The organism is Nitratidesulfovibrio liaohensis, from assembly GCF_011682075.1.
GTDB classification, from domain to species: Bacteria; Desulfobacterota; Desulfovibrionia; order Desulfovibrionales; family Desulfovibrionaceae; genus Cupidesulfovibrio; species Cupidesulfovibrio liaohensis.
Genome location: NZ_VSMK01000275.1, coordinates 1 through 19,241, shown reverse-complemented (window position 1 = coordinate 19,241; position 19,241 = coordinate 1). Strand labels below are relative to the sequence as shown.

Sequence of the window (19,241 nt, the reverse complement as noted above, 5' to 3'; positions counted from 1 at the left end):
CGATGGTCAGCGCCGCCCCGGCTCGCCCCGCGACATCTGGGACGCCGTGGCCTCGGTGGGCGACCGCTGGCGCAAGCACTCCGAATCCCGCACGCGGCCCGGCAACGGCGACCTTGATGGCCGCCGCAGCCACACCGGCGGTCCCGCCAACGATCGGGACGACACACCCGATGGCACCCCAAACAGTACTCCTGACGGGTGGAACGCCGGAAATCACGACGATTCCTTTCCCCCGCGCGATGGAGGGCACCCCGGCGAACGGGACGCCCCCCTGCCGCCGTGGGCCGCCTCGGCCCGCAGCGAGGTGCCGTGGGAAAACCTGGACCGGGTGGGTTTTTTCCCCGGCCTGTACCAGACCATCCTGCGGGTGATGCTGGCGGCGCCGCGCTTCTTCTCCGGGGTGCGTTCCTCGGGTTCGCTCAAGCGCCCGGTGGCGTTCTACCTGCTCATCGGCATCTTTCAGGCGCTCACCGAACGGCTGTGGTACCTCATGAGCATGCGCGCCTTTGGCGGTTTCATCGAAGACCCGCAGTTGCACGCCTGGATGGGCAGCGTCACCCACGACATGAGCCTGCCCATGACCCTGCTGATCTCGCCCTTCACCCTGCTGCTGCAACTGGCCGTGCTGTCCGTCCTGTACCACGTCATGATCCGGCTGGTGGAACCGCGCGCGGCCGATCTGCCCACCACGGTGCGGGTCATCTCGTACAGCGCGGCACCCACGGTGCTCAGTGTGGTGCCGCTGGTGGGACCGGTGGTGGGTTCGCTGTGGTTCGTGGTATGTACGTTCGTGGGGGTGAAGTATGCCCACCGGCTGCCCTGGTCGCGCACGGCGTTGGCCATCGGGCCGCTGCTGGGGCTGGGCTTTGCGCTGACGGTGCAGTTGCTGCGCATGTTCATGTCCTCGGCGCCCATGTAGTCGACGCCCATGTGGCCGATGCGGTCCGCGCACCGCGCGGGGCGACGAACCTGGAGCGGCAGGGCAACGCAGACGGGGGATGCGGGACACGCAGAACAGGGGATGGCGGATGCGGGGCACCGGCCCCGCTCTGGATGCACGCGGAAACGGCCACCGGGCGGGGGCCCGGCCGGGTAACCGGGGAGGCGGCCATGTTCAAGAAACTGCGCGCCCTGTGGAACGAACTGCGCGAGCGGCGCAGGCATTCCCGCGAGATAGCTCCGCGCACCATCCGCGATCTGGCCGCCGAACTGCGCGAACTGGCCGAAATCGCCGAACGGGTGGCCCCGGTGGACGCCGAAACGCTGGTGCGCCTGCGGCGCATCCGCCACGAAATGAACGACCTGATGGACCTTACCCGCCGCCCGGAATTCCACCGCATACCCGCCCAGCGCAGGCTGGACCTGCACAACGGCATCCAGCGCACCCGCGAACAGATTCTGGAATCGGCCCAGGCCGCGCCCACGCCCACCCCGCGCCTGCAATAGGCCGCCCCATCACGCTCTACCACTCATTCCGTTCGTCTTGGCCCGGCACGACACGCCACCAGTCCCGCACGCGAATCGGCATCCACCTGCGGCGTTCCCGCGTCCTTTCGCACCCCCCGGCATCCATCCCGCATGCATCCGGCACCATTCTTGCTGAGGCATGTCCACACCCGTCCGCGCGACGGCTTTCCGACATCACCCCCGTGCGTCCTCCCACGCCCGCCAGGGCAACGGCAGGCGCGCGGCCATTCCCGGAGCGTTGTCCATGCCCTTCATGCCCAGCCCGGCATCCCCCGCCACATCCGCCACTGCTTCTGGCGCCGCGTCTGCCGCCACTTCTGAGGCCCATCCGGGCCGATGCGCCCGCCCGTCCCTGCGCCTTCCGCTGCTTGCACTGTGCCTGCTGCTTCTGCCGCTGGTCATGTCCTGTTCCAGCCCGCCCAAGGCCGGGGTGTACATCGACCTTGCCAGCCAGCCCATCTTCTACATGGACGACTGGGTACGGCGCGGCAATCCGCAGGTCAGCGTGCGCCCGGCCACACCGCCCAACCGCAGGCTGACCGCGCTGTTCGTGCCCTTCCGGGTCACCCAGCAGATGGAAAAACCGAGCGTTGTCGGCCTCGAGGTATCGCGCCAGATATGGCAGACGTGGCTGTCGGAAAAGGTCTTTCCGGTCATCGAATTCGCGGAAAACGCCCCCCCCTACCGCCGCGACCTGGCCATGCAGATGGCCGCCCAGCGCGGGGCGCAGTTGCTCATCGGCGGCTACGTGACCCACTACGTCAACGGCGGCACCTCCGGCGATACCACGTTGTCCGTGTCGCTGGAGATATGGGACGTGAACACCGGCCAGATGATCTGGGCCATGGGGCACGCCGGGGTCATGGAGCACCAGTTCGCCAACGATTTCATCCTGTTCTCGGCCAAGGCGCGCAAGCCCAGCGACCCCATGTGGGCCGTGACCCAGACCGTTTCGTGGGACATGGCGCAGGAAATCAAGCTGTGGATCGACCCGCCCGCGCCCAAGGGGCTGTCCAAGGAACCGGCATTCTAGACCTGGACGGGTGATCGCGCCCGGCTGGCAGACAGGAATTCCCCTGCGCCCTTGATGATCATTTCCGACGTTTCCCCGCCCCCGCGCCCCATGCGCGGGGGCGCCGCTTTTCCATGCCGGGCATGGGGTTGCCCGCATTCGGCCAGCTACGCTCCGGTTTCACTCCCGCCGGGCCGGGTTGCTTTCCCTCCGCCACGATTTATGCTAGGGCGTGAGGACGTTTTTCCGGTGCCAGCCCGCCGCGCTACGCCCCGTGCCAGAAGGCCGGGGCCTCTCTTGTCAGCGCGCCCGGCGGCCAGCCAACAGGAGTGAGAATGATCGGCATCTCCAAGCTTTACTGTGGTCAGGTCGAACCCTCCGACGCCCTTCGCTACGGGCGCCATTCGGGCCAGCTTCCCTCCCACCTGCTCCAGTTCTCCAAGGACAAGAAACCGGTTGTGGTCTGGAACATGACCCGCCGTTGCAATCTGAAGTGCGTGCACTGCTACGCGCAGGCCGTTGACCCTGAAGGCAAGGACGAAATCTCCACCGAACAGGGCAAGGCCATCATCGACGATCTGGCCGCCTACGGCGCCCCGGTGATGCTGTTTTCCGGCGGCGAGCCGCTGGTGCGCCAGGACCTGGTTGAACTGGCCAAGCACGCCACCACCAAGGGCATGCGCGCGGTCATTTCCACCAACGGCACCCTGATCACCAAGCAGAAGGCCCGCGAACTGAAGGAAGTGGGCCTGTCCTACGTGGGCATTTCGCTGGACGGCGGCGAAGAGGTGCACGACAAGTTCCGCGCCGTGCCCGGTTCCTACCGCCGCGCGCTGGAAGGCATCGAAAACTGCAAGGCCGAAGGGCTGAAGGTGGGCCTGCGCTTCACCATCAACAAGCGCAACCAGGGCGAAGTGCCCAAGCTCTTCCAGCTGCTGCGCGACCTTGAAGTGCCGCGCATCTGCTTCTACCATCTGGTGTACTCCGGTCGCGGATCCGAACTGATCAAGGAAGACCTGGACCACGCGGAAACCCGCGCCATGGTCGACCTGATCATGGACAAGACCCGTGAACTGTTCGACGCCGGGCTGCCCAAGGAAGTGCTGACCGTGGACAACCACGCCGACGGCCCCTACGTGTGGATGCGCATGCTGAAGGAAGATCCCAAGCGCGCCGCCGAGGTGTTCGAACTGCTCCAGTACAACGAGGGCAACAACTCCGGGCGCGGCATCGGCTGCATCTCGTGGGACGGCAAGGTGCACCCCGACCAGTTCTGGCGCCAGCACGTGGTGGGCAATGTTCTGGAACGCCCCTTCTCGCAGATATGGGACGACCCGAACATCGAACTGCTGCACAAGCTGAAGGACAAGAAGCAGCACGTGGGCGGCCGTTGCGCCACCTGCCGCTTCCTGAACATCTGCGGCGGCAACTTCCGCGCCCGCGCCGAAGCCTACTACGGCGACATCTGGGCGCAGGATCCCGCCTGCTACCTGACCGACGACGAAATCCGCGCGTAGGTTCGCCCGCGCCGGAACCATACCTGCCATGACGGCACCCGGACGGCCCTGCGTCGTCCGGGTGCACGCTGCACCCCAGGCCGCCCCCGGCGGCCCGCCCGCACCGCCGCCAAGCGGCTGCCACCCGCCAGCCCAAACTGGCCGTGACTGGCCCCGGCTGACCGTGCCTGCCTGCAACGGGCCGCAAGCCCGGCGCACCGTGAGCATCGGGCGCAGCGTTTCAACCCTGCCTACTCCAGGAGACGGCATGTCCGAATTCGGGGACTTCTTCCGGGGGCGCAGACTGCGCCGCACCGCCGCCCTGCGTGAAATCGTGCGCGAAACCGCGCTGCACGCGGCCGACCTGATGATGGCCTATTTCGTGGTGGAAACCGAAGACCCCGCCTTCCGCAAGGAAATCGGGGCCATGCCCGGCCAGTACCAGCTTTCGTTGCAGGAACTGGAAAAGCAGGTGGAAGCCGCCGTGGCCACGGGCCTGCGCAGCTGCATCCTGTTCGGCATTCCCAGGGAAAAGGACTATCGCGGCAGCGAGGCCTACAACAAGGACGGCATAGTCCAGCAGGCCGTGCGCCTGCTGAAGAAGCGCTGGCCGAACCTTGTGGTGTGCACCGACGTGTGCCTGTGCGAATACACCGACCACGGCCACTGCGGCCTGGTGCGCCAGGGCGATACGTCCGGCGAGGTGCACAACGACCCCACCCTGTCGCTGCTGGCCAAGACCGCCATCAGCCATGTCGAGGCGGGCGCGGACATCGTGGCCCCCTCGGACATGATGGACGGCCGGGTGCAGGCCATCCGCCGGGCGCTGGACCAGAACGGGTTCACCCACATCCCCGTCATGTCCTATGCGGTGAAGTACGCATCGAGTTTTTACGGCCCGTTCCGCGAGGCGGCTGAATCCACCCCCCAGTTCGGCGACCGCAAGACCTACCAGATGGACCCCGCCAACCGGGTGGAAGCCATGCGCGAGGCTGCGGCGGACATTGCCGAGGGCGCGGACATGCTCATCGTCAAGCCCGCCGGGCCGTACCTGGACATCATCCGCGACGTGCGCGACCGCTTCGATGTGCCCGTGGCCGCCTATCAGGTGAGCGGCGAATACTCCATGATCCGCGCCGCCGGTCTGAACGGCTGGATCAACGAGGACGCCGTGGTCATGGAATCGCTGCTGGGCATCAAGCGCGCCGGGGCCGGGCTGATCATCACCTACTTTACCGAAGACCTGCTGCGCAAAGGGCTGGTGAAATAGCATGAGTCATCCGCAACACCCCGGCGACGAACGCAAGCCCAACCCGCAGGGTGACCATCCGCACGAACACCCCGCAGGCATGGGCGGGCATCCCGGTGGCCATCCCGCAGGGCGTCCGGGCAGCGGCCATCCGGCAAGCATGGGCGGGCACCCCACCGGAGTGGGCGCGCCGCAGATGCCGCGCACCCTGCCCGACGGCACCCCCACCTGCAAGCTCATCGCGTGGGAAGTGACCCGCTCGTGCAACCTGGCCTGCAAGCACTGCCGGGCCGAAGCGCACGAAGAACCCTACCCCGGCGAATTTTCCACCGAAGAGGCCAAGGCCCTCATCGACACCTTTCCGCAGGTGGGCAACCCCATCATCATCTTTACCGGGGGCGACCCCATGATGCGGCACGACGTGTACGAGCTCATCGCGTACGCCACCGGCCTTGGCCTGCGCTGCGTCATGTCGCCCAACGGTACCCTGATCACGCCGGAAACGGCCCGCAAGATGAAGGAATCGGGCGTGCAACGCTGTTCCATATCCATCGACGGGCCGGACGCCGCCAGCCATGACGCCTTCCGGGGCGTGCCCGGCGCGTTCGACGCTTCCCTGCGGGGCATCGAATACCTGAAGCAGGCGGGCATCGAATTCCAGATCAACACCACCGTCACCCGCGACAACCTCGGCAGCTTCAAGGACATCTTCAAGCTGTGCGAACGCATCGGCGCGGCGGCGTGGCACATCTTCCTGCTGGTACCCACCGGGCGCGCGGCGGGCCTTGGCGACCAGGTCATCTCCGCCACGGAATACGAGGACGTGCTGAACTGGTTCTACGACTTCCGCAAGACCACCTCCATGCACCTGAAAGCCACCTGCGCGCCGCACTACTACCGCATCATGCGCCAGCGGGCCAAGGAAGAGGGTCTGGCCGTCACGCCCGACACCTTCGGCATGGACGCCATGACGCGCGGCTGCCTTGGCGGCATCGGGTTCTGCTTCATCAGCCACGTGGGCCAGGTGCAGCCGTGCGGCTACCTGGAACTGGACTGCGGCAACGTGCGCGAAACGCCCTTCCCCGAAATCTGGCGCAACACGCACCACTTCAAGCAGTTCCGCGATCAGGAAGCCTACACCGGCAAGTGCGGCCCCTGCGAATACCACAAGGTGTGCGGCGGCTGCCGCGCGCGCGCCTACAACATGAGCGGCGACCATATGGCCGAGGAACCGCTGTGCTCGTACACCCCAAGGCGCACCGGCGCGTGCCGCTGACGGAGGCATCATGACCGCATCCCACGCCGAAAGCTGCACTGCCAATGATATGCTGGACCAGATCGACAAGCGCATCCTGGACGTGATCCAGTCGGACTTTCCGCTGGAATCGCGCCCCTATGCCGTCATCGGCGAAAAGTGCGGCGTCACCGAGGCCGAGGCGCTGGCCCGCGTGCGCGCCATGAAAGAACGCAGGCTCATCCGCCGCATGGGGGCCAACTTCCAGTCGGCCAAGCTGGGCTTTCGCTCCACGCTGTGTGCGGCCAAGGTGCCCGACGATGCCATGGACACCTTCGTGGCCGAGGTGAACCGCCATGTGGGCGTCACCCACAACTACCTGCGCAACCACGAATACAACATCTGGTTCACCTGCATCGGCCCTTCATGGGACAGCGTGTGCGCCACCTTGGCCGAGATCACCGAAAAGACGGGCATCCCCATCCTGAACCTGCCCGCGACGAAGCTGTTCAAGATCAAGGTCGATTTCCAGATGGGTGACTAGCCCTCAGGAATACACCGCAGTTGCAGACAAAGGCCCCGGACGTGTCACTGACATGTCCGGGGCCTTTCATGTGCATCCGGCACGTGATGCGCCATGCCGCATTCGTCCGCACGCAACGTCCAGCCGTCATTCCGCCGTTGCGACAACGGCATGACGCGCCGCCCCGTCCGTGCTATGCACGTCCCATGACCATCTTCACCCTGCTCACTTCCGTCGCCGCGCTTGTCGCCACCGCAAGCCTTGCCGCTATCACCCTGCTGCACGGGGCATGGGTGCTGGGTTCCCCCCTGTGGCTCGACAGGGTCATTCCCCGCACGTCCGATGCGGCGGGTGGCCGCCCCCTGTTCGTTCCCGCGCGCGGGCTTACCGGCGCGGTCACGCTGGCCTTTGCCCTGCTGACGCTGCTGCCGGGCCTGACCCTGGGCTGGCTGCCCCTGCCGCCGCCCCGTATGGCCCCCACGCTGTGCCTTGGCGCAGCGTTCATCTTCGTGGTGCGGGCCATTGGCGATTTTCGGTACTGCGGCCTGTTCCGGCGCATCCGCTCCACCACCTTCGCCCGTTGGGACGCCCGGCTGTACACTCCGCTGTGTCTGCTGCTGGCCGCCTGTTACGGCCTGTTGGGCGTCGCCCCTAACTGACGCGGCCTTGCCCGCCCGCCTTGCCTGCCCTATGGATGGCGCATGGGACGCAAGACACACAACACACGCAATGGGCACACCGGCAAACGGGGCGCGCAGCCGCCCGCCGACGATTCCCGACGGGAACGCGGTCAGCGGCGCACATCCGGCGCATCCCCGGCTGACCGCATGGCCTACGCCACCTGCACCGGGGTGCGCAACGCGCCGCCGCGCCTGTCCCTGACCGTCCCGCCCGACAGCCTCGACGCCGCCACATGGGAGCAGATCGAAAGCGCGCTGGCCCTGCCCTGCATGGTGCACCTGGCCGTCATGCCCGACGCCCACGCGGGCTACGACCTGTGCATCGGCGGGGTGGCCCTGCTGGACGGGCACATCAGTCCCAGCTTCGTGGGCTACGACATCGGCTGCGGCATGTGCCACGTGAACACCGGCCTGCCCGTGGACGAGGTGCTGCCCGACGAGGCCGCGCGGCAACTGCTGTTCGACCGGCTGCGGCTGGCCATTCCCGTGGGCACCGCCACCCGCGCCCCCGGCGCATACGACCTGCCGCGCTTCACCAGCGCCAGCGGCGACACGCAACTGACCGACGCGGTCAACGCGCGCCAGTCCATCCAGTTGGCAACCCTGGGCGGGGGCAACCACTTCCTCGAAGTGGGGGTGAACAAACGGGGCGAGATAGGCGTCACCGTGCATTCCGGCTCGCGCCGCTCCGGCTGGGACATCGGGGCCTGGTACATGAAGCAGGGCAGGCTGTTCCCGCTGGATTCGCGCCTTGGACGCGCCTACCGGCAGGACATGGACTGGGCGCTGGACTACGCCCTGCTGAACCGCCGCCTGATGCTGGAACACGCCCTGCGCGCACTGGCAGACGTGCATCGACAACTGGCCCGGCCCGCACACAAGCGCTCCGCCCGCCCCGCCAAGCCCACCGACGGCACCGGAGCCACAGGCCTCAAAGGTCCATCGCATGTCCCGGCCTCCCCGGCCCCTGCCGCTCCCATCTCTTCCCTTTCTGCGCATGGCCTCGCAGCCACCCTGATTCCCTCTGCCCAGCCCCCGCTTTCCGAACAGGAAATCTCGTTACTGCTGGGCCGCATGATCAACGAGAACCACAACCATGCGGTGGTCCTGAACCAGACCGGCCCGCCCGGTCCATCTGGCGCGCCGCTGGTGCTGCACCGCAAGGGCGCCACCCCGGCGGACGCGGGCCAGCCCGGCATCATTCCCGCCAATCAGCGGGACGGGGTGTATATCACGGAAGGGCTGGGCAACGAGGAATACCTGTCCTCGGCCTCGCACGGGGCGGGCCGCCGCATGTCCCGCAACGAGGCGCAGCGCACCATCCCCCTCGAGCGATTCCGGTCGCAGATGCGCGGCATCGTCTGCCGCGCCGACAAAGGGGTGCTGGACGAGGCCCCGGACGCCTACAAACCCATCGCGGAAGTGCTGGCGGCGCAAGACGGCGTACTGGTGCGGATCATCGACCATTTCCGCCCGCTGGTGGTGCTGAAAGGGTGATGGGAACCCGGTAGGAGAGGGACAACAAGGTCGCCCCTCGCCCGCCCCTTCGCGCATCGGCTCACCTTTTCCACAAGAGAGGTGACAGGCCATGCACCGCCCCTCCCTTCCATCGCCCGAGGCTACATACCGCACGTAGCCGTGTGCGACGCCACGCTGTTGCGCTACACATGCGCCACACCGAGGACGCGGATAACCCTCCTCCGCTACACCCCGCCTGCGAGAGCCATGCGCACATCGCATTCCGCCGGGCAGATCACCCGAAGGTGCTTTGACCGAGGGAAGCTGCCCGGCAGGGAATGCGGTGCAGGATGCCCACCGGTAAAGGCACCCTCGCATCGCCATGCCTGCGAGAGTTTCACGCGCATTGGCGTCACAGGCGGCAGATCACCCGAAGGCGTTTGGCCGAGGGAAGCTGCCGCCGCAGGGACGCCGCGCAGGATACGTTGGGGGTCCAGGGGAGGCGAAGCCCCCCTGGAGCGCGGGGATGCAAGGGGCCGCCGCTATGCGGCCCCTTGCCCGCCGGAGGCATAACGAAATCGAGCGTGACCGGAGAGACGGGACTGTCTTCGTAGAAGCCGCCCAACATCAAGGCACAACTCCTTCCCCTCTTCCTCCCATTCCCCCTGCCACCTTCCCCCCTGCCCCCATTCCCCCTGCCCCCATTCCCCCTGCCCCCATTCCCCCAACAAAAAAAGCGCCCGGTCATACCGACCGGGCGCTCTCTTCTCACATCAGACCGCGTGGCGACTCGCAGCCGCCTCGCGACTAGAAACCGAAACCGTCGTCGCTGGCGCCGGATGCGCCAAAGCCGAAGGTATCGGGCACGCCACCGCTGGTGTCTTCGGCGGGGGCATCGAAGTCGGCCATGGCGCCACCTTCGGCGGCAGCCGCGCCAGCGGCACCGGCGGCGGCCACGGGCAGGGCCTTCAGGGCGTCCTTGACGGCGCGGGAAACGATGTCCTTCACGCTGGACTCGATTTCCTTCTCGTCAATGGCCACCTTGCCGTTGAAGGGAGCCAGTTCCTTCTTCAGGTTGGCGATGTCGCCGTTCAGGCTCTGGACCTTCTGCTCGGACTGGCCAAGCTTCTTCTCGAGGTCGGCGGCCTGGCCCTTGAAGGGGGTCAGTTCCTTCACCTGGGCCTGAAGCCCGGCGACGGTGCCTTCCAGATCGGCCACGTTAGCCTTCAGGGCCGCGATCTTGTCCAGCACCACGCTGATGCCGGCCAGTTCGGCGGCGGAAATGGGCTGCAGGGACACGTTGTCGCCCAGGCGGCCACATTCCTTCTTCACCCAGTCGTCGTAATTGCCTTCGGCTTCGCCGCACTGCATGAACGCGGGGTTCTGGCTGTACAGCCAGCCCTTGGCCATGGGGGCGACGGCGGCTTCTTCTTCGGTGGCCAGGGCGCGCTGGGCCAGGTAGCCCAGCAGGTCGGACACATCGGCACCGGCTTTCCCGGCGACCAGGCCGAGAACGGTTTCCATCTTGAACACTCTGCGACCTTCGTCAGACATTGCAGCCTCCTGATATCGGAAGAATGACTTCTCGGTTCGTTGTTCCGGCCGGGCGCGCGCCTTCGCGCGCCGCCTTCTCTGCCGCTAGCGGCGGCCCATGGCGCGCACGTAGGTGAGCGCGGCGGTACGGTACACAAGGTGGCCGAGCTTCGACCACGGCAGGTAGGCGAACAGCATCCACACCGCCACAAGGTGCACGTAGTACACGCTGTAGGCGACAGGAGCGATGCCCGCGAGGCGGAACAGCTGGCTGAGCACGCCGGTGACGGCCACAACCCAGATGACGCCGAGCAGATACCAGTCGTAGTAGTTCGAGCTGGTCTTCTTGGGATCGAGCGCCTTGCGACGCACCGTAAGGATGGCCAGGCCCACCAGCAGCATCACCGCGCCGATGTTGGCCAGTATCTTCACGGGGAAGGTCTGGGGCATGGGCGTATGGACCGCGATGGCCGGAATCACCTTGCCGCCCCAGTGCCCCACGGCCACCACGGCGGTGACGAAGGCCAGGATGACGAAGGAGTACATGAGAACCATGTGGCCCACCTTGCGGTCGGACTTGTCCGCGCCGCAATCCTTGAACTTGGTGTGGGTCAGCACTTCCTCGAGGATCACGTCCACCAGGTGCAGCGTCCAGTGCTTGGTCTTGCCGAGCATCATGGTGCGGCCTTCCGGCTGGAACGAGGCGATGAGGTTCTTCGTCCCCTTGAACAGGATGCCCACCGCCGTGAAGAAGGTGAGGATGAAGATGGGGTCGATGGTGAAGTCGCCGGGGAACAGCTTGCCGAACACGATGTCGCCCTGGGGGAACACCGAGCCGTTCACGCTGGCCATGATCATCCAGACCACCGCCCACAGGATGGCGGGGATGGCCACCAGGATGGGCAGGTACTGGGCGGACGACAGCCACTTGCCAACCACGGTGGGCTGGGTGAGGCGGGCGTAGGTCATGTTGCGCAGGGCGGACAAGAGGTCGCCGGGCTTGGCGCCACGCGGGCACAGGTCGGAACAGGTGCCGCAGTTGTGGCACAGCCAGATGTCCACGTCGGACAGCAGCTTGTCCTTCAGGCCCCACGAGGCCCAGACCATCTCCTTGCGGGGATAGGGGTTGTTGGTGGGGGAGATGGGGCAGGCCACGCTGCAAGTGGCGCACTGGTAGCACTTCTTGAGCGATTCGCCACCGACTGCCTGCAGTTCTTTGACGAACTCAAGATCGGGTTGAATCCTGACGGGTTGAGCCATGTTCCATCTCCTCCTAGTACCCCTTGAACGGGTTCGGACCCTTCTCAAGGATCATGTTCATGAAGTCCTCGATCACGCCGGGGAGCTTGTCGTACTCGTCAATGGCGACTTCGTACTGCTCCACGCGGTCCGGTTCCACGCCAAGGCGGTTCAGCGTCTCGGCAATGTTCTCCTTGCGGCGCTTGCAGATTTCCGAACCCTTGACGAAGTGGCACTGGTAGTCGTCGCCGTACTTGCAGCCCAGCATCATCACGCCGTCGATGCCCTTGGACATGGCGTCGGCAACCCAGATGGCGTTGACCGAGCCAAGGCAGCGCACGGGAATGATGCGCACGTACGGGCTCCAGTGCTTGCCGCGCAGTGCGGCCATGTCCAGCGCGGGGTAGGCGTCGTTCTCGCAGGCCAGGATGATCACGCGGGGGCCGCCCTTCTTCATGTCCGGCGGCACGTTGATCTCGCGGATCATGGAACCGATCTGGTCGATGTTGTAGTTGGCGAAGGAGATGACGCGCTCGGGGCAGGCGCCCATGCACGTGCCGCAGCGTCGGCAGCGGGCCGGGTTCGGCTTCGGCGTGCCCTTTTCATCGTCGTCCAGCGCGCCGAAGGGACATTCCTCGGTGCAGCGCTTGCACTGGGTGCAGCGGACGAAGTTGAACAGCGGGTACGACAGGTCGCCCGAGCGGGGGTGCACCGCAACGCCCTTGTTGGCGGATTCGATGCACTGGATGGCCTTCATGGTGGCGCCCACGGCGTCTTCCTCGGCGGCATCCAGCATCATGGGCTGGCGCACGCAACCGGCGGCGTACACGCCCGTGCGGCGGGTTTCGTAGGGGAAGCAGATGTAGTTCGAGTCGGCGTAGCCTTCGAACAGCTCCAGGTCCGGGAAGGCCGGGCCCTGGCGGTAGTCGAAGTTGACGATGGGATCCTTGGCGGTGGCGGGCACGATGCCGGTGGGCAGCACCACCATGTCCACGTTGATCTCTATGTCGTCGCCGATCAGGGTCTTGTCGCACAGCACGTTCAGGCTGCCGTCGGCGGCCTGGGTGATGGCGCGGATTTCCGCCTTGGACATCATGACGCCCAGGCGATCCTGCGCGGCCTTGTAGAACCGCTCGTGGATGCCCTGCACCACCATGCTGTCGTACAGGATGAAGGCCTGGCCTCCGTCGAAGGCGTCACACACGTAACCGGCCTGCTTCAGGGCAACAACGCTGCTGATGGCGTTGGAGATGGGCAGGTGGCGCACGCTTTCGTGGTCCTTCACGACCGGGGCGGCGGCTTCGCCTTCCGCCGGGGCGGGGGCTTCGGCCGGGGCCTCGGGGGCGCACAGTTCGGCATAGGGGTCGGCAGGTTCGGCCAGCGCGGTGTTCAGGATGAAGGCCACGCGGCGAGCCTTGATGCCCCCGTTCTTGGCCATCTTCTCGAACTCGGCGGCGGTGACCACGTTCTGCAGGGAGCCGTACCCGAAGGGTTCAAGCACCTTGGTGTCCTGCGGCTGCCAGCCGGTGGCCAGCACCACGGCGCCCACCTTCACTTCCTGTTCGCCGGAAGCAAGGGCGATGGTGGCCGTGAAGTCGCCGGGCTGCCCGGACAGCTTGGCCAGCTTCGCCTTGGTGTAAACGGTGATGTTTTCGTCAGCCTGCACGGCGGCGATCTTCTTTTCGATGCCGGTGTCGTGCACGTCGGTGTAGGGGTGGCTGAGCGGAACGGTCTTCAGAAGGCCCAGGGCGCGACCGCCGAGGACTTCGTCCTTTTCCACCAGCACCACTTCGTGCCCGGCCAGCGAGCCGTTGACCGCGGCGGTCAGGCCGGTCCAGCCGCCGCCCAGCACCAGGATGCGGCGCACGCCCTCGGAGGGCGAACCGTCAGGTGCGGTGGTCTTCTGCAGCCGCACCACGCCCATGTTCACGTAGTCGGTAACCAGCATTTCAAGCAGTTGGGGGGCCGCTTCGGGGTCGGCCAGCGAGCCGTCGGGGTTCTTGTAGCTCATCACGCCCTGCTCACGCAGGTTCACGCGGTCCACAAGCACGCCTTCGAACTCGTAGAGGTCCCAGTCCACGCGGGGCGAAGCGCCGCACAGCAGCACGCCGTCCAGCCCTTCTTCCTCTATGTCGGCAGCGATCTCGTCGCGCGCCTTCTTGTCGGCAAGGACGGGAAAGACCTTGCAGACCGGCGTGAGATCGCCCCATTTGCCGCCAACGGTGTCGGCAAGGGACTCAAGGTCGAGACCGCCGCCGATGCTCGACTGGTCGAAATAGACGCCAATTTTGGTGACCATTCTGTATTACCTCCCTCTCACCGTTTGAATCGCCTTCAGGGCGGCGCTGGTGCCGGACTGGGCGGTGCGCATCACGTCGAGCGGCTTCTGGGCGCACCCGGCGGCAAAGATGCCCTTTTCCTCGCCGCCGACGATGAAGCCTTCCTCGTCGACGGGCACGTCGAAGGGCAGCTTCTGCCCGGCAAGGCTGGGCTGCATGCCGGTGGCCAGCACGACGAGGTCGTAGCGGTGCTTGCGCTTTTCGCCCTTCACCGCGTCTTCCACCTCGACGATGACATCGCCGGTGGCGGCGTCTTCCTCGACGCCCGCGACCTTGCCCTTGACCAGGGCGATCTTTTCGTCCGCCTTCACCTTGCGCAGGAACTTGTCATAGCGGCCGGGGGTACGCAGGTCGATGTAGTACACCGTCACTTCCGCGTCGGGGTACTGCTCGCGCACGTACAGGGCCTGCTTGAGGGAGGCCATGCAGCAGATGTAGGAACAGTAGTTCAGGTGGTTCTGATCGCGCGAGCCCGCACACTGCACGAAGGCCACCTTCTTGGGGGCCTTGCCGTCGGAGGGGCGCTTGATCTGCCCGGCGGTGGGACCGCTGGCCGAGGCCAGGCGTTCCAGCTGCATGTTGGACACGCAGTTGGCGAACGCGCCCGCGCCAAGGTTGGAAAGCTTGGTCACGTCGTACGGCTTCCACCCGGTGGCGACCACGATGCTGCCCACATTCAGCTCGATGTCGCGGGGGGCTTCGTTCATGTCGCAGAACGCGCTCTTGCCGACCTTCAGTTCGTCGGCGCGCGAAAGCGCGGCCTTGTCGAGCACGAAGCGGCTGGGGAAGGCGAACGGCACGCTCATGTACAGCGGCTTGCGCTTGGCGAGGCCCAGTTCGAACTCGTTGTCGACGTCGCTTTCAAGGGAGGAGGCGAGCAGGGAAAGATCGGCGCTGCTCGGCACGGTGCCGCGCGGCTCGATGTGCACCTTTACGGTGTAGTTGCCGGCATCGCCGGACACGGCGGTCACTTCCGCCTGGGTGAAGAACTTGATGCGGGGGTTCTTCTTGATGCGCTGGAACTGGATTTCCAGGCCGCAGGAGGGAGGGCAAAGCTTGGGGAAATACTTGTTCAGCTGCGCAACCCGCCCGCCAAGAAATGGTGTTTTCTCGACGATGTACACTTCATAGCCGACTTCCGCGGCTTCAATGGCGGCCGTAAGTCCGCTGAAACCGCCTCCGACGACGAGTATGGAGTTCGACATTCTCGCTATCCTCCCTACAGTTTATCGGGCCTTCGTCAAAACGGCCTAAGCCCAGACAATAAGGCATGCTTACTGCCCCGGCTTAGGCCGTCCGGGTGAAAGGAGAAAGGGGCGGTTGCGGCTTGCCGCAACCGCCCCTGAAGCTCACCTATTCGGTGGGAATGATCTGGTAGTAGGGCTTCTTGAAGATCTTCGTTTCGCCCTTCTTGGGATCATGCTTGGAGTTCACGAAGCACTTCCACTTGGAGTCGTCGAGGCCCATGAAGTCGGCACGGTAGTAGAAGCCGGGGTAACGGGACTCTTCACGGAAGCGGATGTGCTGCATGTGCAGGCGCACGGTCCACAGACGGTGGTAGTTTTCCCAGCAGCGCAGCAGTTCGTGCAGGTCGCGAGCGGCCAGCTTGAGGGAGTCTTCTTCCATCATGTCCATGAGCGCGAAGCCGGTGTCCAGCGCCGCAGCGGAGGTGGTGTAGTAGGTACCGCAACCACCGCCGTATTCATCGGTGCACTTCACGAGGCGCATCATGAAGTTCTTGGGGCTGATGTAGGTCGGGTTCACCACCGGATCGGTGGAGGCGTCCTTGCCAGCCAGGTAGTTGTAGTAAGGACGGTAGATGAGCTGCTTCAGCTCTTCGGCCGTTTCCTTGATGGCGGGCTTGAAGTCCTTGTGGTCGATGCACCAGCGGACCATCTGCTTGCCGCAGATACGGCCTTCGGCGTGCGAACCGGAGGAGAACTTGTGGCCGGAAGCGCCCACGCCGTCGGCGCAGGTCCACAGGCCCATGACGGTGGTCATGCGGTTGTAGACCTTGCCGTTGTCCGCGCGCACCTTGTAGTCTTCGGGCACCCAGGCTTCGTCCGGACCGGACACCCAGATACCGCAGCAGCCGGAGTGCGAGCCGAGCAGGTAAGGTTCGGTGGGCATGATTTCCGAGCCGCGTTCTTCGGGCTGGATGTTCATGCAGGCCCACAGGTTGGCCTGACCCACGCACATGTCGAGGAAGTCTTCCCAGGCTTCGGACTCGAGGTGCTTCTGCTGTTCGGGGGTCATGTTCGCGAAGGTGCTCTGCAGGGCGGTCTTGGTGTCCATGTAGATGGGACCGCGACCTTCGCGCATTTCGCGAAGCATCATGTGGTTACGCAGGCAGGTCGGAATGACGTGACCCTTGGCGTAGCCGCGATCTTCGTAGGGCTTCAGCATCGCGCGGTTGGTGGCGCAGTAGTCTTCACCCTTGTAGTTGGTGGCCTTCGCCTTGAACAGCAGGAACCACGCGCCGACCGGGCCGTAACCGTCCTTGAAGCGGGCGGGCACGAAGCGGTTTTCCATCATGGTCATTTCGGCGCCGACCTGGGCACACATGGTGTAGGTCGAACCGGCGTTCCACACGGGGTACCAGGCGCGGCCCATGCCTTCACCAGTGGAGCGGGGCTTGTACACGTTCACCGCGCCGCCGCAGGCAACCATCATCGCGTTGGTGCGGAAGATGTGCACTTCGTTGGCGCGCAGGTTGAAGCCCACGGCGCCGGCGATGCGGTTGTCGGTGTTGGCGTCGAGCAGCAGCTTCACGATGAAGATACGTTCCATGATGCGGGCTTCGCCAAGGGCGTTCTTGGCCGCTTCGGCCACGATGCACTTGTACGATTCACCGTTGATCATGATCTGCCAGCGGCCGGAGCGGACGGGCTCGTCACCGGCGCGCAGCGACTTGCCGGCGGCCTTGGCCTGGGCGCCGTCGAGGTTGTGACCGTGTTCGTCCTTGATCCAGCAGGGCAGGCCCCACTCTTCGAACAGATGCACGGAGTCGTCAACGTGACGGCCAAGGTCGAAGATAAGGTCTTCGCGCACGAGGCCCATGAGGTCGGTGCGGACCATGCGCACGTAGTCGTCGGCGGGGTTCTTGCCGAGGTACGTGTTGATGGCGGACAGGCCCTGCGCAACGGCGCCGGAACGCTCGAGGGTGGCCTTGTCCAGCAGCATGATCTTCAGGTCGGGAGCGTACTTGTCGGCCCAGCGAACGACTTCGAACGCGGTACCGCAGGAGCCCATACCACCGCCGACAATGAGGATGTCGACGTCATGTTCCTTCACGATGGGATCGGCGATGGCCACACCCTTCGGCTGTTCCTTAACGGGAATCATCGGCATAGCTAAATCTCCTTATCGCAATGACTTGCGGTGGGTTCCGAACTAGCGGTTGCCGCCTTCGCAACCGGTTTCATACCAGCACTGGCTCAGGTCCGCATCGGAGATGGGAGCCTTTTCGCCCAGAGCAACCTTGGGAGCGATGAGCGCCGTTTCGGTGAACAGCAGTTCATTTTCCAGGTCGCCAGCTTCGGGCTTGCCGTCGAAGGGCTTGATGGAGCCTTCAGGGGTGGTACGAATGGGGAACTTGAAGCGCTTCACATTCCCGTTGCGGAACTTGACGGTCCACATGATGGAGTCGGCCGAGCGCATGGGGATGCAGGTGCCGCCCATGGGCGCGAAGTCGGCGTAGGGGCGGGCCGTGATGGCGCCCTGGGGGCAGATCTTCACGCAGGAGTAGCATTCCCAGCAGGCTTCGGGCTCCTGGTTGTAGGCCTTCATGGCCTCGGGGTCGAGGATCATGAGGTCGTTGGGGCAGATGTACATGCAAGCGGTCTTTTCGCCACCCTTGCAGCCGTCACACTTGGACGGATCAACATAAGTCGGCATACCTTATCCTCCAACTCAGCGAATTAAGGGGTTATACCTTGTCAGCCTCAACCCATGCGGATCCCACCATCATGTCGATGGAGGCTGAAAAAGCAGGTTCGGGAGCCTGCCTTTTCGGACTGCATCGCCCTCTGCGGCCTGATCGTGTTGCTTGTGACTGATTTAACAATGTGGCCCGATAGTGTCAAGCAACTTGTTCAAACCCTTCACAAGGATACGCCATGGGCTTGTTTTTGCGTGGTTTCTTGGGATATTTCGCTACGTTGCGCCGCCCACGGGGTCCGAGCCCGCCGCACTGCCCCTTGCGGTGTATCGTGAAGCAGGCAGAGTTTCAAGACCGTCTGCCGTCGTTTCGCGGCCTTTTATCCATTTTTTCACGAAAGACCGTCCGGAACGGGTTTCCGCCAATTGCGGATCGGGGCAATTCGGGACCGGAACCCCCGGCTATGACTGTTCAAACAAGCAGTTACATGACTCCGCGTCACCCTTGCGACGCCCTTGTGACGGTATGCGCATGGAGCATAAACGTCACCCTGAGGGCACCCCACATGCACCCCACTTCGCGGGTGCGCCCACACGCCCATCCCGCAATCATCCAGAATATAAGCAAACACACCAGAAGCCTCGCCCCTGTCGGGCATGTGCGCATTGTCTCAAGCCGGTGACGGAACCGCCGCGACAGGGAGCAGGCACACGCGCCAGCGCAAGGCAGCCTCTCGTCACATCGGGCTTCCACGCCACCTCCGCCGCGCACCCGGCGTCCGCCTCCCCCGGCTGACTGTCTGCCGCCCTGTCCGCCCCCCCCTGTCCGCTGTCATGCCGGGGGCCATCCCGGGCACCTTTCGCGGCTTGTCCCGGGCCTTGCCACTTGCCGAAGCGCACGTTTCGGGCTAGGTGGTACGCCACATCACCATCCCAACACAGGTTCCCCCATGCACGACACCAACGATTCCCCGTCCGGCCGTCCGGAACGGGATGCCGCGTCCCAGCCGGAGCGCTTCGAACGTACCGAGCGCCCCGAACGGGCAGAGCGCCCCGCCCGGCCCGACCGCTCCGACAGGGGCGACAGGCCCGATCGCTCCGACAGGGGCGACAGGCCCGACAGGCCCGGTCG

At 65.3% G+C, this 19,241-nt stretch carries 15 protein-coding genes and 1 pseudogene; 10 read left to right on the top strand and 6 right to left on the bottom strand.

Features of this window, described 5'->3' with window-relative positions:
- The 9 genes from FVW27_RS10200 to FVW27_RS10160 all read left to right on the top strand — a co-directional run.
- Window positions 1-919, top strand: a 919-nt coding sequence (locus tag FVW27_RS10200) for a YIP1 family protein (RefSeq protein WP_167124848.1), incomplete at its 5' end; no start/stop codon positions are given.
- Window positions 920-1,110: 191 nt separating this feature from the next.
- Complete coding sequence (locus FVW27_RS10195) at window positions 1,111-1,446, top strand: hypothetical protein (RefSeq protein ID WP_167124846.1); 336 nt, start codon at window positions 1,111-1,113, stop codon at window positions 1,444-1,446.
- A gap of 265 nt (window positions 1,447-1,711) precedes the next feature.
- Entirely contained in the window at window positions 1,712-2,500 is a 789-nt protein-coding gene (locus tag FVW27_RS10190) for a hypothetical protein (protein ID WP_208294734.1), read from the top strand.
- 314 nt (window positions 2,501-2,814) lie between these two features.
- The gene (gene ahbC / locus FVW27_RS10185; protein WP_167124844.1) at window positions 2,815-3,996 is read left to right on the top strand and encodes a 12,18-didecarboxysiroheme deacetylase; all 1,182 of its coding nucleotides are present in this window, start codon (window positions 2,815-2,817) and stop codon (window positions 3,994-3,996) included.
- Window positions 3,997-4,243: 247 nt separating this feature from the next.
- Window positions 4,244-5,245 carry a porphobilinogen synthase gene (gene hemB / locus FVW27_RS10180; protein WP_167124842.1) on the top strand — a complete coding sequence of 334 codons (1,002 nt, stop codon included), beginning with the start codon at window positions 4,244-4,246 and terminating at the stop codon, window positions 5,243-5,245.
- Window position 5,246: 1 nt separating this feature from the next.
- On the top strand, window positions 5,247-6,500 hold the full coding sequence (gene ahbD, locus FVW27_RS10175; protein WP_424991866.1) for a heme b synthase: 1,254 nt from the start codon (window positions 5,247-5,249) through the stop codon (window positions 6,498-6,500).
- A gap of 10 nt (window positions 6,501-6,510) precedes the next feature.
- Window positions 6,511-7,002, top strand: a complete 492-nt coding sequence (gene ahbA / locus FVW27_RS10170) for a siroheme decarboxylase subunit alpha (protein ID WP_208294733.1) — start codon at window positions 6,511-6,513, stop codon at window positions 7,000-7,002.
- 185 nt (window positions 7,003-7,187) lie between these two features.
- Window positions 7,188-7,640, top strand: a complete 453-nt coding sequence (locus tag FVW27_RS10165; RefSeq protein WP_167124840.1) for a DUF3995 domain-containing protein — start codon at window positions 7,188-7,190, stop codon at window positions 7,638-7,640.
- A 42-nt stretch (window positions 7,641-7,682) separates the two neighbouring features.
- A complete protein-coding gene (locus FVW27_RS10160) occupies window positions 7,683-9,158 on the top strand; it encodes an RtcB family protein (RefSeq protein ID WP_167124839.1) in 1,476 nt (491 codons plus the stop codon).
- Window positions 9,159-9,926: 768 nt separating this feature from the next.
- Here FVW27_RS10160 and FVW27_RS10155 read toward each other — a convergent pair.
- From FVW27_RS10155 to aprB, 6 genes are all read right to left on the bottom strand, one after another.
- Complete coding sequence (locus tag FVW27_RS10155) at window positions 9,927-10,673, bottom strand: hypothetical protein (RefSeq protein ID WP_167124837.1); 747 nt, start codon at window positions 10,671-10,673, stop codon at window positions 9,927-9,929.
- A gap of 84 nt (window positions 10,674-10,757) precedes the next feature.
- Entirely contained in the window at window positions 10,758-11,912 is a 1,155-nt protein-coding gene (gene qmoC / locus FVW27_RS10150; protein ID WP_167124835.1) for a quinone-interacting membrane-bound oxidoreductase complex subunit QmoC, read from the bottom strand.
- Window positions 11,913-11,925: 13 nt separating this feature from the next.
- Window positions 11,926-14,190 (bottom strand): hydrogenase iron-sulfur subunit, encoded by a 2,265-nt coding sequence (locus FVW27_RS10145; RefSeq protein ID WP_167124833.1) that lies wholly within the window; start codon window positions 14,188-14,190, stop codon window positions 11,926-11,928.
- A 6-nt stretch (window positions 14,191-14,196) separates the two neighbouring features.
- Window positions 14,197-15,435, bottom strand: coding sequence for a CoB--CoM heterodisulfide reductase iron-sulfur subunit A family protein (locus tag FVW27_RS10140; protein WP_167124831.1), 1,239 nt, complete (start codon window positions 15,433-15,435; stop codon window positions 14,197-14,199).
- A 148-nt stretch (window positions 15,436-15,583) separates the two neighbouring features.
- Window positions 15,584-17,581, bottom strand: coding sequence for an adenylyl-sulfate reductase subunit alpha (gene aprA / locus FVW27_RS10135; RefSeq protein WP_167124829.1), 1,998 nt, complete (start codon window positions 17,579-17,581; stop codon window positions 15,584-15,586).
- A gap of 42 nt (window positions 17,582-17,623) precedes the next feature.
- A complete protein-coding gene (gene aprB / locus FVW27_RS10130; RefSeq protein ID WP_167124827.1) occupies window positions 17,624-18,127 on the bottom strand; it encodes an adenylyl-sulfate reductase subunit beta in 504 nt (167 codons plus the stop codon).
- 932 nt (window positions 18,128-19,059) lie between these two features.
- Here aprB and FVW27_RS10125 point away from each other — a divergent pair.
- Window positions 19,060-19,241: pseudogene (locus FVW27_RS10125) on the top strand (hypothetical protein); the annotation flags it as partial.